The following is a 15,568-nucleotide window of genomic DNA, read 5'->3' on the forward strand; positions in this document are numbered from 1 at the left end:
TTAACGCGGCTTAACGCGGCACAGCGCCTGCGCGCCGGCCCGCAATGTGGCTTCATCTTTGGCAAAAGAGAGCCGAATCAGTTTGTTATCAGTACCATCGGTATAAAATGCCGATAGCGGAATCGTGGCGACGCCGTATTCGGTAATCAGCCGCTTAACCATCTCGCTGTCATGCTCATCGCTGAAATGGCGATAATCCGCCAGCATGAAGAAAGAGCCGGCGCTCGGCAATAAGCGGAACGGCGAGTCTTGCAGCAGTTGCTGGAGCAAATCACGCTTTTGCTGATAAAAGGCGGCAAGCGACAGCCATGAAGCCGGGTTCTGCATATGCTCTGCGAAAGCGTACTGCATCGGCGTATCGGCAGAAAACATGAGGAACTGATGTACCTTGCAGATCTCATCCATTAGCGCTGCTGGCGCCACGCAGTAGCCAACGCGCCAGCCGGTCACGTGGTAGGTCTTGCCGAAGGAAGAGATAATCACGCTGCGTTCCGCTAGCTGCGGATGGGTCGCCATGCCGTGATGCTTTTCGCCGTCGAAGACTACGTGCTCGTAGACTTCGTCGGACAAAACCACGATATCGGTATTGCGGATCAGCATCGCCAGTTGATTAAGGTCGTCGGCGGAAAGTACCTGGCCGCTTGGATTATGCGGCGTATTAATGATGATCATCCGCGTCTTCGGGGTAATCGCGGCGCGCACCTCGTCCCAGTTAATCGCGAAATCCGGCACGGTGAGCTTAATCGCCACCGGCGTCGCGCCTTGCAGACGCACTATCGGGGCATAGCTATCAAACGAAGGCTCAAAGTAAATCACCTCGTCGCCAGCATGTACCAGCCCGGCAATGGCGGAATAGATCCCCTGGCTGGCGCTAGCGGTAACCAACACTTCGTTATCGACATCATATTGCGTGCCATATAACGTGGCGATTTTGTCAGCGATACGCTCTTTTAAAGCCCGCAGGCCGGTCATCGGCGCGTATTGATTATGTCCGGCGGTCATCGCCTGCGTCACGCCGGCCACCAGCTGTGGGTCGCAGGCAAAGTTAGGCGCGCCCTGAGAAAGATTAATCGCGTTATGCTGCGCGGAGAGCTGACCGATAACGGTAAAAATCGTGGTGCCGACATCCGGCAATTTCGAGCGGGTGGTGACCGAAGCACTAAGAGCCATGATTAATCCTTTCTCGTTTTATTTGCATATCCATTCAAACCAAAGCGACTTCAGGCGACAAGCGAATTGTTATCATAAGAGCTATGCATTCCGATCATGGCTCAGGACGCCTTTAAAACATGACGGGGCTAACACTCAGGCCATAAACCACAATTTTTGTATGCCTTATACTATTCAATTCTTTATAATCCCCAGCGGTTCTAAGGCTACTGACCGTCTTAGAGAAATTTAGAATATATCTCTTTCCGGCATTTCAGGTGCTGAATGGGGCAAGAGGCAAATCTTATGTTTATTACGCCAGCGTATATCGCGTTATTTTTAATCGCATCATGGGGACTTTTTAAACTCGACCAAAAAAGCAACTCGTTATCAAAAAGCGTTTTTATCGCTATCTTTCTCGGCGCCCTTCTCGGATTATCGCTCCATTTCATTGCCAACGAACCGCGTAAAACGGTCATTGATTGGTACAGTATCGTCGGCAACGGCTATGTTAATTTGCTGAAACTTGTCGCGGTTCCGCTGATTTTTATTTCAATTTTGTCAGCGATTAACAAACTCGAAAATAGCGCCGGTATTGGCCGAATGTCCTTAACCATCGTCGCCTGCATGCTGTGTCTGGTAATGATTGCGGGTTGGGTCGGCCTGTTTACCGCTAACCTGATCGGTCTCGACGCCAGCGCATTCAGCCATATGCAATCGACGCTGACCGCCGAAGACGTCAGCAAAACCACAGCCGTTTCGCTACCCCAACTGGTCACTTCGCTGATCCCGACAAATATTTTTCTCGACCTGACCGGCGCGCGCAGCGTATCGGTTATCGGCATCGTCATCTTTACCCTGCTGGCCGGCGTGGCGTTATTGAAGGTGAAAAAAGAGGCGCCGGAGGAAGGTCAAAAATTAAGTAGCGGGATTAACGCGATTCAAATTTGGGTGATGAAGATGGTACGTATCGTCATAGCGCTGACGCCATACGGTGTCCTCGCATTGATGGCAAAAGTCTTTTCAACCTATCAGCTAGCGCAATTCACCAGCCTGCTAGGCTTTATCGCCGCCTGTTATCTGGCAGTCGCCATGATGTTTATCGTGCATGCGATTCTGCTGACTATTAGCGGTCAAAATCCTCTGCGCTACTTTAAAACGGTGTGGCCGGTGCTTACCTTCGCTTTTGTTTCCCGCAGCAGCGCGGCTTCGATTCCATTAGCCATTACCGCACAGGAAAAATTCGGCGTGCCGAATACCATCGCCAATATTGCCGCCTCTTTTGGTTCCAGTATGGGGCAAAACGGCTGCGCCGGAATCTATCCGGCCATCATGGTGGCCATGATTGCGCCCACGCTAGGTATCGACCCACTGTCGTTCTCGTTTTTAGCCAGCTTACTTCCGGCTATCGCTCTGGGCTCAATTGGCGTCGCAGGCGTCGGCGGCGGCGGGACATTTGCGGCGTTGATTGTCCTGTCTACGCTCAACTTCCCGGTGGCGCTGGTCGGCATTTTTATCGCCATTGAGCCAATTGTCGATATGGCGCGTACCGCGCTGAATGTGAATGGATCGATGATGTCTGGCGTACTGGCGACGCGGCTATTGAAAAATCAACGTACAAAGTCGCACCCTGTCGCCTCGATGAGTGAATAATCCCGTCTGATTGAAGCGGCGGCCAGGCCTGAAAACTGGCCGCCAGCTGTTTATTTCTTACTCAACAGATTAAAACTGGTCATCAGGTTCCGATAATCCGGAATGTGGTTAGAGAACAGGGTTCCCAATCCTTCAATATCATTGCGCCAGTCACGGTGCAGCTCACAGGCCACGCCAAACCACGACATTAACTGCACGCCCGCCTGAGACATACGATCCCACGCCGCATCACGGGTGATCGGGTTAAAAGTACCGGAAGCATCGGTCACCACAAAGACGTCGAATCCCTCTTCAATCGCCGACAGCGCCGGGAAGGCCACGCACACTTCAGTGACGACACCGGCAATAATCAGCTGTTTCTTACCGGTGGCTTTTACCGCGTTAACGAAATCTTCGTTATCCCAGGCGTTAATATTGCCGGGACGAGCGATATAAGGGGCGTCGGGGAACTGTTCTTTTAGTTCCGGCACCAGCGGGCCGTTAGGGCCATTCTCAAAACTGGTGGTCAGAATAGTCGGTAGTTTAAAGTATTTAGCCAGATCGCTGAGGGCAAGGACGTTGTTCTTGAATTTATCCGGCTCGATATCACGAACCAGTGAGAGCAGGCCGGTCTGATGGTCAACCAGTAATACTGCCGCATCATTTTTATCCAGACGAACGTAAGGTTTAGACATGGTGGCTCCTTTAATACACATCAACTAATCGGTGAGAAACGTTGTATCAACGAGATTAATAATAGTGTAAGCAGCGGATGACGATTAGATGGCAAAAACGGAACGCATCGTCCCAATTTCGCAACGAGGCGTGGCATACTGCCCATGATCAAAATGCATAGCTGGAGCCAACATGTCGCGTAGCGCCCTGCCTTTTCATACCGTAGAAACGTTTCTGATAACCGCGAGGCATCTCAACCTAACCCATGCCGCACAGGAGCTATGCCTGACGCAGGGGGCGGTCAGCCGGCAGATCGCCGCGCTGGAGAGCTGGTTCGGCTTCCCGCTATTTGAACGCCACGCCCGGGGCCTGCGACTGTCGCCACAGGGCAGCGCGCTTTATCCGGAGCTACAGTCGGCATTCGGCCGCCTGATAACGGTGGCCGAGCAGGCGCGCCAGCAGCAAACTGTCGTGCGCCTGAAAGCGCCTACCTGCGCGATCCGCTGGCTGGTGCCGAAACTACTGGAGATAGAACGACGTTATCCGGAACTGCAGGTGGCGTTGACCACCACCACCGAGCATAACGTCAACTTTAAGACTGAGCCCTACGACGCGGCGATTATCTTTGGCACCCATCAGAGCGCCGGCGATCTGCTGTTTGAAGAAGCCCTCACGCCGGTGACCAGTCCCGATACGCCATGCGATCCCCAGCTATCAGGCGTCACATTTCTCCATCCGACGCGCGATAAAACCGACTGGCTGCTGTGGCTTGCGCACTTCCCGCATGAAACTGCGCTAAAAATGCATAAAAACCAATATTTCGACACCATGGATCTGGCGATCACCGCCGCGATGCAGGGGCTCGGCGTGGCCATGGCGGACGAAACGCTGGTTGCCGGGGATCTGCGAACCGGGCGACTATGTCGCCCCTTCTCGCTTAGCGTCAAAACCGGCGCCAGCTACCGGCTGGTTGTTCGCCGCTCGCAAAGCAAGGCCGACGGGCTGGCGCGCTTTCGCGCCGCGCTGGTTAATCCAGCGTCACATGATGCTTCATCACCCGACGAAACAGCGCCAGCCGCGCGCGCATAAAGCGGTTCTCGACTTTAAAGCCCGCGCGCTTGTTGAGGCCGATACGCAATAAACGGTCCCGCCCGCGCTGACAGGCAGGCCAGCGTACAGGGCCCGTTAACTCGCTGCACTGATTGCCTGCCAGCCTGGCAAAATTAGTCCAGTAGTCGGCGACCTGCGCGGCGAAGGCTTGATCCGCCTCACTGGCGTACTGACACACCGGCTCGGCTCGGGTCAGGTTGTCAAAAACGTAAACCACTTCGTTGCCATGCCAGGCGCCATGGAGATAAGTTTCATGTTCCGCTTCGGCCACATAGTCAAACCAGTATCGCCAGCACGGTTGCCCGAGACGCTGCTGCGCCTGCATGACAACATACCCCAAAGTCGTGAACGCCATATCGCGGCACACTTCTCTGCCTAACGCTTCATCACCTTTGACGCCTGGATACAGCAGTTTGATAAGCCCAAGGCCAAAACGGCGTTCGCGCCGCAGTTTTTGAATCTGCCCGGCAATATCGACGCCAAATACCGCCATCACGCTGGCCTCATCGCTATTGGAGCCAATCATCACCGGCATCGCATGCTGACGTCCTTTAAAGAACGTGTCGAGCATAGGCTCCGGTAGCACCGCATCGCCGACAATCGGCGCCGGGCCAATATTCAGCGGCGCTGTCAGCGCCCAAAAAGCATCGGCGGGGATTGCCCGCAGCTGTTCCGCGCTGGCATCGGCAAGAGAAAAATGTTCCGCCAGCAGCTTTCCCTTCGCCAGCGCCTTTTCCCGCGGTAAATCCGGTAAGGTATAACCGCTTTGTACGATCGCTTTATGGAACAATCCCTTCGCTTTCGGCGACGCCATTAACGACAGGACGCTGCGCGCTCCCGCGGATTCGCCGAACAAGGTGACATTGGCGGCGTCGCCACCGAAAGCGTGGACATTGTCCTGTACCCAGCGTAGCGCGGCTATCTGATCGAGCAGCGCAAAATTATACAACCGCTCGCCCTCTTCGCCTTCCAACGCCGGATGAGCGAAAAAGCCGAGGTGTCCAAGACGATAGTTCACCGTGACCACCACCACCTCGCGGCTGGCCAATGCGCTACCGTCGTAGGGCGGCAGGCTGCCGGCGCCGATGGTGTAGCCGCCGCCGTGCAGCCAGACCATCACCGGGAGCGGCTGCGAGCGGGCGGCGGGCGCCCACACGTTGAGATACAGACAATCTTCTGAGAAACGGCCAGGATCGCCGCCGCCCAGTTCACGACAATATTCGATATCCTGCCAGCTGGCGGCGGAAAAGGTATCGGCCTGACGCACGCCCTGCCAGCGCTCTGGTGGCTGCGGCGAACGCCAACGCAGCTCGCCAACCGGCGGCTGCGCGTAGGGAATACCGCGCCAGATATGGATACCCTGTTCACTGGTGCCGGATAGCGTGCCCTGCCGCGTTTTCACAAGCGGCGTAGATGAATTCTGCATAACAACGTCCTTTTGCAAGTTATGCCATGCAGAGTACCGATTTTAGAGCAGACCGCAACGGCGTTTACTGCGTTCCTCCGCCTGTTGATATAGCTCGAACTCATCGAGGACCTCACAGCCTAACGCCGCTTCAAAAGCGTCACGGCTGGCGTTACCGTGGCTGCGGGCCTGGGTTTCGTTGCCAAGATTTGATTGGAAGATCCCCGCGGCGCTTACCGGTAAAAAATCCTCATAAACAATCGGCTGCGCGACTACCCAACCGCGTTCGATCAGCGGTTGCGGATCGTCGCCGGGGCCAAAAGCATGGCGGTGCGCTTCTCCTGCGGGGGTCAGGCGATAGCGGAACCACGCCAGCCCCTGCTGACGCAACAGAAATTCGCTGTCAGGAAACTGGCAAAAGACCTCCTGCAAATGGCGCTGATGGTTAAGGTTGTCTTTACCGACCCCGGCCTCATTCAGTAAGCGGTCATACAGCGCTCGTCCTTTCGGCGTCAACGCGACGCCGCGTTGTTCAATTTCGCCAAAGCGCGCGCTGTGCGTGCCTTTATGTTCACCGGCGAACATCACCGGCTCTTCCAGCGCTTTAAAACTGGTTTGCCGCAATAAAATCGGCACCTCGCGGCGCGGTGGCCCTTCAATGAGCGCTTTCGGTTCAATACCACACTGCGGCATCAGCGCCTGAACCCGATCGATATCGAGCGTACGCGGCGTCAGATGGTTGATGTGGCAACCGGGGAAACAGACCACATCGGCAATCAACCGGTGCTCATTATGCAGTGCGTGATAGGTTTGCTCGTCAACGGTGGCGTGACGGTGCCAACGAAAAGTTTCCAACGCTTCGTTGACGAATTCGCGCGCTTCTGCTGCCGTGAATTCCCCCCTATCTTCGTGTAACGCAATCAGCTCACGGCAGCGCGGCGTAAAGATATCGCGACGGGCGAGAATATCCGCCGCTTGCTGGCGCAACGCCTCGTTGCCGATCAGTTCAAGACGCAGCAAGGAGGTGAAAATGCGAAACGGGTTACGCGCCAGCGCCGCATCATCGACCGGGCGAAAAGCGGTAGAATGCACGGGTACCCCAGCCTGCGACAGATCGTAATAGCTAACGGGATACATCCCCATAATGGCAAACATGCGACGCAGGGTCGCCAGTTCTTCCGCCGTTCCCACGCGGATCGCGCCGTGGCGCTCAACGTTCAGCCGTGCCAGTTCGTCGGCATTAGCCAATTGTTCATGTAATTTCGGGTTGTGTTCCAGGACCGCCAGATTCACATCCGCCACCAACTCCAGGAGGGTTCCATACTGCGGAACTTCCTGCTGGTACATTGCCGACATAGCCTGTGAAAAGTTTTCCCGAATCTCATCAGCCGTGATGGTGTTCGCCATGATGTCTTACCTCCAGTGAATACTTCCTGGAGTGTAGGAAAGCGCGTTAAGAGTGGCGGGAAGAATTTACAAACTGTGATGCGGATAACCTGCTACCGCGTTTCGTCTGTACAAATCATAACCGCCGGTTATGAAAAATTAGATTTAATTTCACTTTAAATTAACAAAACATTTACAGAGACTGTTTCTGGCGAAATTACAACAACATGCCTCTCTTCCGTTTGATGGAGTACCCTATGAATAATAAATGGTCACCGCGCGAGGTCGTACATCGCGATTACAATAGCCATCCGCCGGCACTAGCGCCGGGATACAAAACCAGCGTGCTACGCTCGCCGCGCAATGCGCTCATCTCCCTGCAAAATTCACTTTCTGAGATTACCGGCCCGGTGTTCAGCAGCGAAGACCTTGGTCCGCTGGATAACGATCTCATTCTCAACTACGCCAAAGACGGCCTGCCGATTGGCGAACGAATTATCGTCCACGGTTACGTGCGCGACGGCTTTGGCCGGCCAATGAAAAATACGCTGGTCGAAGTGTGGCAAGCCAATGCCGGCGGCCGTTACCGTCATAAGAAAGACCAGTATCTGGCGCCGATTGACCCCAACTTCGGCGGCTGCGGACGGGTACTGACCGATGAAAACGGTTATTACTGTTTTCGCACGATCAAACCCGGCCCCTACCCGTGGCGTAATCAGGTTAGCGACTGGCGACCGGCGCATATTCACTTTTCGCTCTCCGGCGATGCCTGGGCGCAACGGCTGATTACCCAAATGTACTTTGAAGGCGATCCGCTTATTAAACAGTGTCCGATTGTCAGAACCATCAATAACGATGATGCCGTGCGTACCCTGATTGCCGAGCTGGATACCCACGCCGCCGTGCCGCTCGACAGCCTGGCCTATCGTTTTGACCTTGTGCTGCGCGGCCATCGCGCCACGCTGTTCGAAAATCGTACTCAGGGGGCCGCCCAATGAAAGACTATTTAGCTGAAACCGCCTCGCAAACTGCCGGGCCTTATGTGCATATTGGTCTGGCACCGGACGCTGCCGGGTTTCATATTTTCGAAAAAAACTTCGGCCCCAACTTAGTGAGCGCGGAAACCAAAGGCCAACGTATTACGATTGAAGGCCGGGTTTTCGATGGTTCCGGAACGCCGGTACGCGACGTGCTGCTGGAACTCTGGCAGGCTAACGCCGACGGGCGTTATAACCATCCCGACGACCGCCAGCAGAGCAAGGCTCTGGACCCCAACTTTCGCGGCTGGGGCCGCACGTGTTCAGACTTTGCATCCGGCGTCTGGCGCTTTCAAACCATCAAACCCGGTTCGGTCGTCGGCCGTGACGGACGCATGATGGCGCCGCACCTCAATCTGTGGGTGGTGGCGCGGGGTATCAACATTGGCCTGAATACGCGGATGTATTTCGCTGATGAACAGGCGGCAAATGAACAGGATCCGGTACTGAATCTGATTGAGTGGGAAGTTCGCCGCCAGACGCTTATCGCGCAACGTGAAGTGCGTGGAGATGAAATCGTCTACCGCTTTGATATTTATTTACAGGGCGATAAAGAGACCGTGTTCTTCGATATTTAATTTCCCACCAAAATAACTCCCTTTTTCCTTGCCCCGTCGACCACGGGGCTTTTTAACGCGCCTGACAGAAATGACTTGTAAGACAATAAGATCAAATGTTAATAATATTTTGCTAACTAGTTATCAAAATTAAACAACTTCGCTTGCTACCGAGACAGCTCTGTTTTTAACATCGATTATGGAAAAAAATGGTCTCTTCAGTCAGCGCATTCGCTTGCGCCATTTACATACTTTTGTCGCCGTCGCACAACAGGGAACCCTGGGGCGGGCGGCAGAAACCCTGAATCTTAGCCAACCTGCGCTATCAAAAACCCTCAACGAGCTTGAGCAGTTGACCGGTACCCGGCTCTTTGAGCGCGGGCGGCTTGGCGCGCAGTTGACGCTGGTTGGCGAACAGTTTCTTACCCATGCGGTCAAGGTGCTGGATGCCCTCAATACCGCGGGCCAGGCTCTCAATCGTAAAGAGGGCATGAATAGCGATGTGGTACGAATTGGCGCCCTGCCAACCGCAGCGCTCGGTATTTTGCCTACGGTGATTGGTCAATTTCATAAACAGCAAAAAGACATCACCTTACAGGTCGCCACCATGAATAACACCATGCTGCTGGCGGGGCTGAAATCCGGCGATGTCGATATTGGTATTGGGCGCATGTCCGATCCGGAGCTCATGAGCGGCCTCAACTATGAACTGCTGTTTCTTGAATCGCTAAAACTGGTCGTCCGCCCCGGCCACCCGTTACTGCAGGAGACGGTAACGCTCAGCCGGGTGATGGAATGGCCGGTAGTGGTCTCACCAAAAGGGACCATTCCGCGGCAGAATGCGGAAACGCTACTGCAAAGCCAGGGCTGTAAAATTCCCCCCGGCTGTATTGAAACGCTGTCGGCCTCGCTTTCGCGCCAGCTCACCGTCGATTACGACTATGTCTGGTTCGTCCCTTCCGGCGCGGTAAAAGACGACCTGCGTCGCGGTTTGTTAACCTCATTACCTATCGCCACCGAAGGCGCCGGCGAGCCGATCGGTATTCTTACCCGGGTGGACGCCAGCTTGTCGCAGGGGGCGCAAACTCTACTGAGCGCGATACGCAAATCCATGCCTGCCTGACCCTCAATGGCCGTTACCCCGAATCAACACATTGGGGTAACGGCATCGCTACGTTCATTCTTCTGCCACTTAATATATACATTGCGCTAATCAATTAGTGCGAAATCATTCATTAACATTTGCGCTCATTTCATTAACAGATTTATCATAGCCATGATTTCACCATTTGGTTCATGTGAAATGAATTCATCTTTTGAAATCACCTTTATGAAGCTTTTCAGAGCTTCACTCAAAAGCAATTTCCATTTGCACTTGATTCATTTGGTACACGCCTGGCAAGGGGTGGTATAAGGAGACAACATGGCTACGGGCAACGTGCCGCGCGGATTCCCCCGGATCCTGCAGTGGCTACTCGCCGGACTGATGTTAATCATCGGTCTGGCAATCGGCATTTTAGGCGCCAAACTGGCAAGCGTCGGCGGCACCTGGTATTTCGCCATTATGGGACTGGTGATGGTTATCGCCTCCCTGCTTATTTTCCGCAATCGTCGCGGCGGTATCGTTCTTTATGCCGTCGCCTTCGCAGCTTCCATTGTTTGGGCTATCAGCGACGCAGGCTGGACCTACTGGCCGCTGTTCTCACGCCTGTTTGCGCTTGGCGTTCTGGCTTTTCTGTGCGCCATTGTTTGGCCTTTCCTTTCCAGCGCTCCGGCCAAAAAAGGCGCGGCCTTCACCCTCGCGGGCGTGCTGGCTGTGGTACTGCTGGTCAGCTTTGGCTGGATGTTCAAATCCCAGCCGCTGGTCATCGCCAGCGAACCCGTGCCGGTAAAACCGGTACAGCCAGGTGAAGAACAAAAAAACTGGGAGCACTGGGGTAATACCACTCACGGCGACCGTTTTGCCGCGTTGGATCAGATCAATAAAAACAATATCAACCGGCTACAGGTTGCCTGGATTGCCCATACCGGCGATATTCCGCAGAGTAACGGTTCCGGCGCGGAAGACCAGAATACGCCGCTGCAGATTGGCGATACACTCTATGTTTGTACGCCATATAGCAAAGTCCTGGCGCTGGATGTCGATAGCGGCAAAGAAAAATGGCGCTACGACTCGAAAGCGACGGCGCCGAACTGGCAACGTTGCCGCGGTTTAGGCTACTACGAAGATAGCCAGGCACAGGCTAATGCCGTGGCCGGGACTCAGCCTGCCGCCTGTGCCCGCCGCCTGTTCCTGCCGACTACCGATGCGCGTCTGATCGCAATCGATGCCGATACTGGTAAAGCCTGTGAAGCATTTGGCGAACACGGTACCGTCGATCTCAGCGTCGGCATGGGGGAAATCAAACCTGGTTATTATCAGCAGACCTCTACCCCGCTGGTGGCCGGTAACCTTGTTGTCGTTGGTGGTCGCATCGCGGATAACTACTCCACCGGTGAACCACCGGGCGTAGTTCGCGCTTTTGACGTGCATACCGGTAAACTGGCCTGGGCCTGGGATCCGGGTAATCCGCAGCTGACCGGCGTACCGCCGGAAGGACAGACCTACACGCGCGGGACGCCGAACGTCTGGTCCGCAATGTCTTACGATGCCAAACTGAATCTTATTTATCTGCCAACCGGTAACGCCACGCCAGATTTCTTCGGCGGCGAACGTACGGCGCTGGATGATAAATACAGCTCATCAATCGTTGCGGTCGATGCGACCACCGGTAAAGTGCGCTGGCATTTCCAGACCACCCATCACGATCTGTGGGATTTCGACCTGCCTTCGCAACCGCTGCTGTACGATCTGCCGGACGGTAAAGGCGGTACGACGCCGGTACTGGTGCAAACCAGCAAGCAGGGCATGATCTTTATGCTTAACCGCGCGACGGGCGAACCGGTCGCTAAAGTGGAAGAACGTCCGGTCCCGGCTGGTAACGTTAAAGGTGAACGCTACTCGCCGACGCAACCGTACTCTGTCGGCATGCCGATGATCGGCAACGAAACGTTGAAAGAATCGGATATGTGGGGCGCCACCCCGGTTGACCTGCTGCTGTGCCGTATTCAGTTCAAAGAGATGCGCCATCAGGGTGTCTTTACACCGCCGGGTGAAGACCGCTCCCTGCAATATCCGGGCTCGCTTGGCGGAATGAACTGGGGCAGCGTGTCGGTCGATCCGAATAACGGCCTGATGTTCGTCAATGACATGCGCCTTGGACTGGCTAACTACATGGTGCCGCGAGCGAAAGTGGCCAAAGATGCCAGCGGTATCGAAATGGGTATCGTACCGATGGAAGGTACGCCGTATGGCGCAATGCGTGAGCGTTTCCTGTCGCCGCTGGGTATCCCCTGCCAGAAGCCGCCGTTCGGCACCATGTCGGCGGTTGATCTGAAAAGCGGTAAGCTGGTCTGGCAGGTTCCGGTGGGTACGGTAGAAGATACCGGTCCGTTGGGTATCCGCATGCATATGCCGATCCCTATCGGCATGCCAACGCTGGGAGCTTCGCTATCTACCCAGTCTGGCCTGCTGTTCTTCGCCGGCACCCAGGATTTCTATCTGCGCGCCTTTGATACCGCCAACGGCAAAGAGATTTGGAAATCTCGCCTACCGGTGGGCAGCCAATCCGGCCCGATGACCTACGTTTCACCGAAAACCGGTAAGCAGTACATCATTATCAACGCCGGCGGCGCGCGTCAGTCTCCCGATCGCGGCGATTACATCATCGCTTACGCTTTACCCGATCAAAAATAAAACCAGGGCCCCGTTCAGGGGCCTTTCTTTATCTCCCCGGTTTCAGATTCCATTTAGGCGCCGATCTTCAGGCTTTTGTTACTATGGAAGCTCATTTCTCAGGCTGGATAAACAGGGAGGAAGCCATCATGGTTTTGATGAAAGGCTCAAGCGCGCTGCTTTTGGCCGCGTTACTATCGGGATGCGCCAACGAGGAACCACCACAGCTTTATCGCCACGACTTTGTGTTGAAGAATCCGCATACGGGTATGCCGCTGCCCTATCTCCCTTACCAAATCACCACGCCAGACGGTATAGTCTTTAAGGGCAGAACCGATAAAAACGGTTTAACCGTAGAAGCGATATCGACTATGCCGGGAGAATTTAAGATCAATATGATCCCTGAGTCAGCACTATAAGTTTCTTCGGCAGGTTCTGATTTTAGAATGTTTTATTACGTTATGTTATTATTGCGAACAGTTATCAATAACAACATGACAAGGATAAAAGATGAAAGGAGCCCTCTATCACCTGCCGATCGGCGCACTCTTATTAGCCGCAACCACCTCGGCCCAGGCGCTGAAAGCGCCAGAAGTGGATTTACGCGACCCGACGCTGTGGGAAGAGAGAAAGGTCAATCCGCTAAACGATGTCTCGGTCCCCTGCGAAGTGGCAAACGGCCCTGATTGTCCCATCTGGGAAGATCAAAAGTCCGATATTCAGCGTGAGAGAGAGCGGCGGGAGCAGCGACGTTGGCAATCCGGCTATGAGCACTGGCGCAAGTATTAACGCAACCAGAAGTCAACCCGGGCGATAGATGGCCCGGGTTTCGCTATCAGCAATACTTAGTTATCACCGAAGTGAATAACCGTACGAATCGATTTACCTTCATGCATCAGATCGAAGGCTTCGTTGATCTGGTCGAGCGGCAACCGGTGGGTGATAAACGGATCGAGGCGAATCTTACCCGCCATCGCGTCTTCAACCATTCCTGGTAGCTGGCTACGCCCTTTCACCCCGCCGAAGGCGGATCCGCGCCATACCCGGCCGGTGACTAACTGGAACGGACGGGTCTTGATTTCCTGACCGGCGCCCGCGACACCGATGATGACGCTCTCACCCCAACCTTTATGGCAGCACTCCAGCGCCGCGCGCATGACGTTGACGTTACCGATACATTCAAAACTGAAATCAACGCCGCCATCGGTTAGCTCGACAATCACGTCCTGAATCGGTTTATCGTAGTCGTTCGGGTTGATAAAGTCGGTGGCGCCCATCTCTTTGGCGAGGGTAAATTTATCCGGATTAGTGTCGACCGCCAAAATGCGTCCGGCTTTCGCCTGCACCGCGCCCTGAATCACCGCCAGGCCAATACCGCCCAGCCCGAACACCGCGACGCTGTCTCCCTCTTTCACCTTCGCGGTATTATGTACCGCGCCGATACCGGTGGTGACGCCGCAGCCCAACAGACACACTTTTTCCAGCGGCGCCTGCGGGTTAACTTTTGCCAGAGAAATCTCGGCGCAAACGGTGTATTCGCTGAAGGTGCTGGTGCCCATATAGTGATAAATCGGCTCGCCGTTATAGGAGAATCGCGTGGTGCCATCCGGCATCAGACCTTTCCCCTGCGTGGCGCGAACCGCCTGGCAGAGGTTAGTTTTGCCAGACTTGCAGAATTTGCATTCGCCGCACTCGGCGGTATACAGCGGAATAACGTGATCGCCAGGTTTCAGGCTGGTCACGCCCTCGCCGACTTCAACGACGATACCGCCGCCTTCATGGCCCAACACCGCCGGGAACACGCCTTCCGGATCGTCGCCAGAGAGAGTAAAAGCATCGGTGTGGCAAACGCCGGTGTGGGTGATTTTTACCAGAACTTCGCCTTTCTTTGGCGGCGCGACGTCAATCTCCACGATTTTTAACGGCTGACCGGGGCCAAAGGCAACTGCTGCACGTGATTTCATACTGTCCATTCCTCGTCGTGATTTTATTTTAAATAGGATCGTAGCAGGTGACCGACTTCCGCCATGCGGGCGGCGCGTTGGTCCGGGGTGGTATCGCCGCTAACCAGTTCATCCTGCAGATGCATCTCCACCAGCTCGCCCATCAAACCGTTGGCGGCGCCGCGAATGGAGGCAATCTGTTGCAGGATAGTCATGCAGGGTTCGCCGGACTCCAGCGCGCGTTCCAGCGCTTCAACCTGCCCGCGAATACGGCGTACGCGGCTAAGCGCACGCTTCTTGTCTTCTGGTGAATGTGGCACGAGATGCCCTCCATATCATATAGGGGGGTATACTATATTTATTTAGTTAAAGTGGCAAATTGAAACGCCGCTAACAACCATAGCATAGCGGCGCAGGTTTACCTTAATCGAGAGTGAGGCTCATGGCTATACAGCGTAGCTCGGCGTTGGCCATTTTCGAATAATGGCTCTTTTCGCCCTGTGAAACAAAGCCATGGCGTAGATAAAAGCCCGCCGCATTGGGGGTCGCCTCAAGCGTAATGGTTTCGAGCCCCCGTCGGCGAGCTTCGGCAATAACCGCCGCCATGATCAAATCCGCGCATCCCTGCCCGCTCCACTCCGGCAGCGTAAAGATCGCTTCCACGCTTAAGGACTCAATATCGAGATAGCCGGTCGCGATAGGTTGGCCCAGCGTATTTTCCACGATATAAAACGGATTATCGGCAACGGCGTGACGATACCCCTCGGGCATCTGTTCCGGCGTCCAGGCGTGAATCACTTCAGCGCCATAGCTTTGACGACAGCCATGGCGAATCGCCTGATTACGGATATTCCACAACGCAGGGGCTTCATCGGGTACCGCGCGTCTCACTCTCATCG

At 54.8% G+C, this 15,568-nt stretch carries 15 protein-coding genes; 8 read left to right on the plus strand and 7 right to left on the minus strand.

Annotated elements, in window-relative coordinates:
- Positions 1 to 1,170, minus strand: coding sequence for a pyridoxal phosphate-dependent aminotransferase (locus tag ABLV17_RS23770; protein WP_271032632.1), 1,170 nt, complete (start codon positions 1,168 to 1,170; stop codon positions 1 to 3).
- Between the two features lie 285 nt (positions 1,171 to 1,455).
- Between ABLV17_RS23770 and ABLV17_RS23775 the strand changes: the two genes are divergently transcribed.
- Positions 1,456 to 2,802, plus strand: a complete 1,347-nt coding sequence (locus ABLV17_RS23775; RefSeq protein WP_113373258.1) for an L-cystine transporter — start codon at positions 1,456 to 1,458, stop codon at positions 2,800 to 2,802.
- A 50-nt stretch (positions 2,803 to 2,852) separates the two neighbouring features.
- On the opposite strand, the gene ycaC is transcribed toward ABLV17_RS23775, so the two are convergent.
- Entirely contained in the window at positions 2,853 to 3,476 is a 624-nt protein-coding gene (gene ycaC / locus ABLV17_RS23780; protein WP_015366381.1) for an isochorismate family cysteine hydrolase YcaC, read from the minus strand.
- 172 nt (positions 3,477 to 3,648) lie between these two features.
- On the opposite strand from ycaC, the gene ABLV17_RS23785 reads away from it, so the two are divergent.
- Entirely contained in the window at positions 3,649 to 4,545 is an 897-nt protein-coding gene (locus tag ABLV17_RS23785; protein ID WP_020078659.1) for a LysR family transcriptional regulator, read from the plus strand.
- On the opposite strand, the gene ABLV17_RS23790 is transcribed toward ABLV17_RS23785, so the two are convergent.
- Both ABLV17_RS23790 and ABLV17_RS23795 read right to left on the minus strand, forming a co-directional pair.
- Positions 4,484 to 5,992 (minus strand): carboxylesterase/lipase family protein, encoded by a 1,509-nt coding sequence (locus tag ABLV17_RS23790; RefSeq protein WP_271032633.1) that lies wholly within the window; start codon positions 5,990 to 5,992, stop codon positions 4,484 to 4,486. The two genes, ABLV17_RS23785 and ABLV17_RS23790, sit on opposite strands and share 62 nt — an antisense overlap.
- A 42-nt stretch (positions 5,993 to 6,034) precedes the next feature.
- A complete protein-coding gene (locus tag ABLV17_RS23795; RefSeq protein ID WP_087859505.1) occupies positions 6,035 to 7,378 on the minus strand; it encodes a VOC family protein in 1,344 nt (447 codons plus the stop codon).
- A 236-nt stretch (positions 7,379 to 7,614) separates the two neighbouring features.
- Between ABLV17_RS23795 and pcaH the strand changes: the two genes are divergently transcribed.
- The 6 genes from pcaH (at position 7,615) to ABLV17_RS23825 (ending at position 13,515) form a co-directional block, all read left to right on the plus strand.
- A complete protein-coding gene (gene pcaH, locus ABLV17_RS23800; protein ID WP_087859504.1) occupies positions 7,615 to 8,355 on the plus strand; it encodes a protocatechuate 3,4-dioxygenase subunit beta in 741 nt (246 codons plus the stop codon).
- On the plus strand, positions 8,352 to 8,972 hold the full coding sequence (gene pcaG / locus ABLV17_RS23805; protein ID WP_308958144.1) for a protocatechuate 3,4-dioxygenase subunit alpha: 621 nt from the start codon (positions 8,352 to 8,354) through the stop codon (positions 8,970 to 8,972). The genes pcaH and pcaG overlap by 4 nt, the downstream gene beginning before the upstream one ends.
- A gap of 178 nt (positions 8,973 to 9,150) precedes the next feature.
- Positions 9,151 to 10,074: a LysR substrate-binding domain-containing protein gene (locus ABLV17_RS23810; RefSeq protein WP_045382604.1), complete on the plus strand. Its 924-nt coding sequence runs from the start codon at positions 9,151 to 9,153 to the stop codon at positions 10,072 to 10,074.
- A gap of 300 nt (positions 10,075 to 10,374) precedes the next feature.
- On the plus strand, positions 10,375 to 12,747 hold the full coding sequence (locus tag ABLV17_RS23815) for a glucose/quinate/shikimate family membrane-bound PQQ-dependent dehydrogenase (protein WP_308958143.1): 2,373 nt from the start codon (positions 10,375 to 10,377) through the stop codon (positions 12,745 to 12,747).
- 83 nt (positions 12,748 to 12,830) lie between these two features.
- A complete protein-coding gene (locus tag ABLV17_RS23820) occupies positions 12,831 to 13,145 on the plus strand; it encodes a hypothetical protein (RefSeq protein ID WP_228302256.1) in 315 nt (104 codons plus the stop codon).
- Between the two features lie 91 nt (positions 13,146 to 13,236).
- Positions 13,237 to 13,515, plus strand: coding sequence for a hypothetical protein (locus ABLV17_RS23825; protein WP_087859498.1), 279 nt, complete (start codon positions 13,237 to 13,239; stop codon positions 13,513 to 13,515).
- A 56-nt stretch (positions 13,516 to 13,571) separates the two neighbouring features.
- Here ABLV17_RS23825 and ABLV17_RS23830 read toward each other — a convergent pair whose 3' ends face one another.
- From ABLV17_RS23830 to ABLV17_RS23840, 3 genes are all read right to left on the minus strand, one after another.
- Positions 13,572 to 14,690 carry an S-(hydroxymethyl)glutathione dehydrogenase/class III alcohol dehydrogenase gene (locus ABLV17_RS23830; protein ID WP_045393936.1) on the minus strand — a complete coding sequence of 373 codons (1,119 nt, stop codon included), beginning with the start codon at positions 14,688 to 14,690 and terminating at the stop codon, positions 13,572 to 13,574.
- Positions 14,691 to 14,713: 23 nt separating this feature from the next.
- Positions 14,714 to 14,989 carry a metal/formaldehyde-sensitive transcriptional repressor gene (locus tag ABLV17_RS23835; protein WP_015705585.1) on the minus strand — a complete coding sequence of 92 codons (276 nt, stop codon included), beginning with the start codon at positions 14,987 to 14,989 and terminating at the stop codon, positions 14,714 to 14,716.
- A gap of 103 nt (positions 14,990 to 15,092) precedes the next feature.
- Positions 15,093 to 15,566 carry a GNAT family N-acetyltransferase gene (locus tag ABLV17_RS23840; RefSeq protein ID WP_113373253.1) on the minus strand — a complete coding sequence of 158 codons (474 nt, stop codon included), beginning with the start codon at positions 15,564 to 15,566 and terminating at the stop codon, positions 15,093 to 15,095.
- Positions 15,567 to 15,568: the final 2 nt, after the last annotated feature.

It is taken from the genome of Klebsiella sp. CN_Kp091 (assembly GCF_040065095.1).
Taxonomy (GTDB): Bacteria; Pseudomonadota; Gammaproteobacteria; order Enterobacterales; family Enterobacteriaceae; genus Klebsiella; species Klebsiella aerogenes.

Coding starts and splice junctions, on each gene's coding strand:
- ABLV17_RS23810 (WP_045382604.1), top strand. CDS start 9,151: ATGGAAAAAAATGGTCTCTTCAGTCAGCGCATTCGCTTGCGCCATTTA.
- ABLV17_RS23815 (WP_308958143.1), top strand. CDS start 10,375: ATGGCTACGGGCAACGTGCCGCGCGGATTCCCCCGGATCCTGCAGTGG.
- pcaG (WP_308958144.1), top strand. CDS start 8,352: ATGAAAGACTATTTAGCTGAAACCGCCTCGCAAACTGCCGGGCCTTAT.
- ABLV17_RS23820 (WP_228302256.1), top strand. CDS start 12,831: ATGGAAGCTCATTTCTCAGGCTGGATAAACAGGGAGGAAGCCATCATG.
- ABLV17_RS23825 (WP_087859498.1), top strand. CDS start 13,237: ATGAAAGGAGCCCTCTATCACCTGCCGATCGGCGCACTCTTATTAGCC.
- ABLV17_RS23775 (WP_113373258.1), top strand. CDS start 1,456: ATGTTTATTACGCCAGCGTATATCGCGTTATTTTTAATCGCATCATGG.
- ABLV17_RS23795 (WP_087859505.1), bottom strand. CDS start 7,378: ATGGCGAACACCATCACGGCTGATGAGATTCGGGAAAACTTTTCACAG.
- ABLV17_RS23830 (WP_045393936.1), bottom strand. CDS start 14,690: ATGAAATCACGTGCAGCAGTTGCCTTTGGCCCCGGTCAGCCGTTAAAA.
- pcaH (WP_087859504.1), top strand. CDS start 7,615: ATGAATAATAAATGGTCACCGCGCGAGGTCGTACATCGCGATTACAAT.
- ABLV17_RS23770 (WP_271032632.1), bottom strand. CDS start 1,170: ATGGCTCTTAGTGCTTCGGTCACCACCCGCTCGAAATTGCCGGATGTC.
- ABLV17_RS23840 (WP_113373253.1), bottom strand. CDS start 15,566: ATGAGAGTGAGACGCGCGGTACCCGATGAAGCCCCTGCGTTGTGGAAT.
- ABLV17_RS23790 (WP_271032633.1), bottom strand. CDS start 5,992: ATGCAGAATTCATCTACGCCGCTTGTGAAAACGCGGCAGGGCACGCTA.
- ycaC (WP_015366381.1), bottom strand. CDS start 3,476: ATGTCTAAACCTTACGTTCGTCTGGATAAAAATGATGCGGCAGTATTA.
- ABLV17_RS23785 (WP_020078659.1), top strand. CDS start 3,649: ATGTCGCGTAGCGCCCTGCCTTTTCATACCGTAGAAACGTTTCTGATA.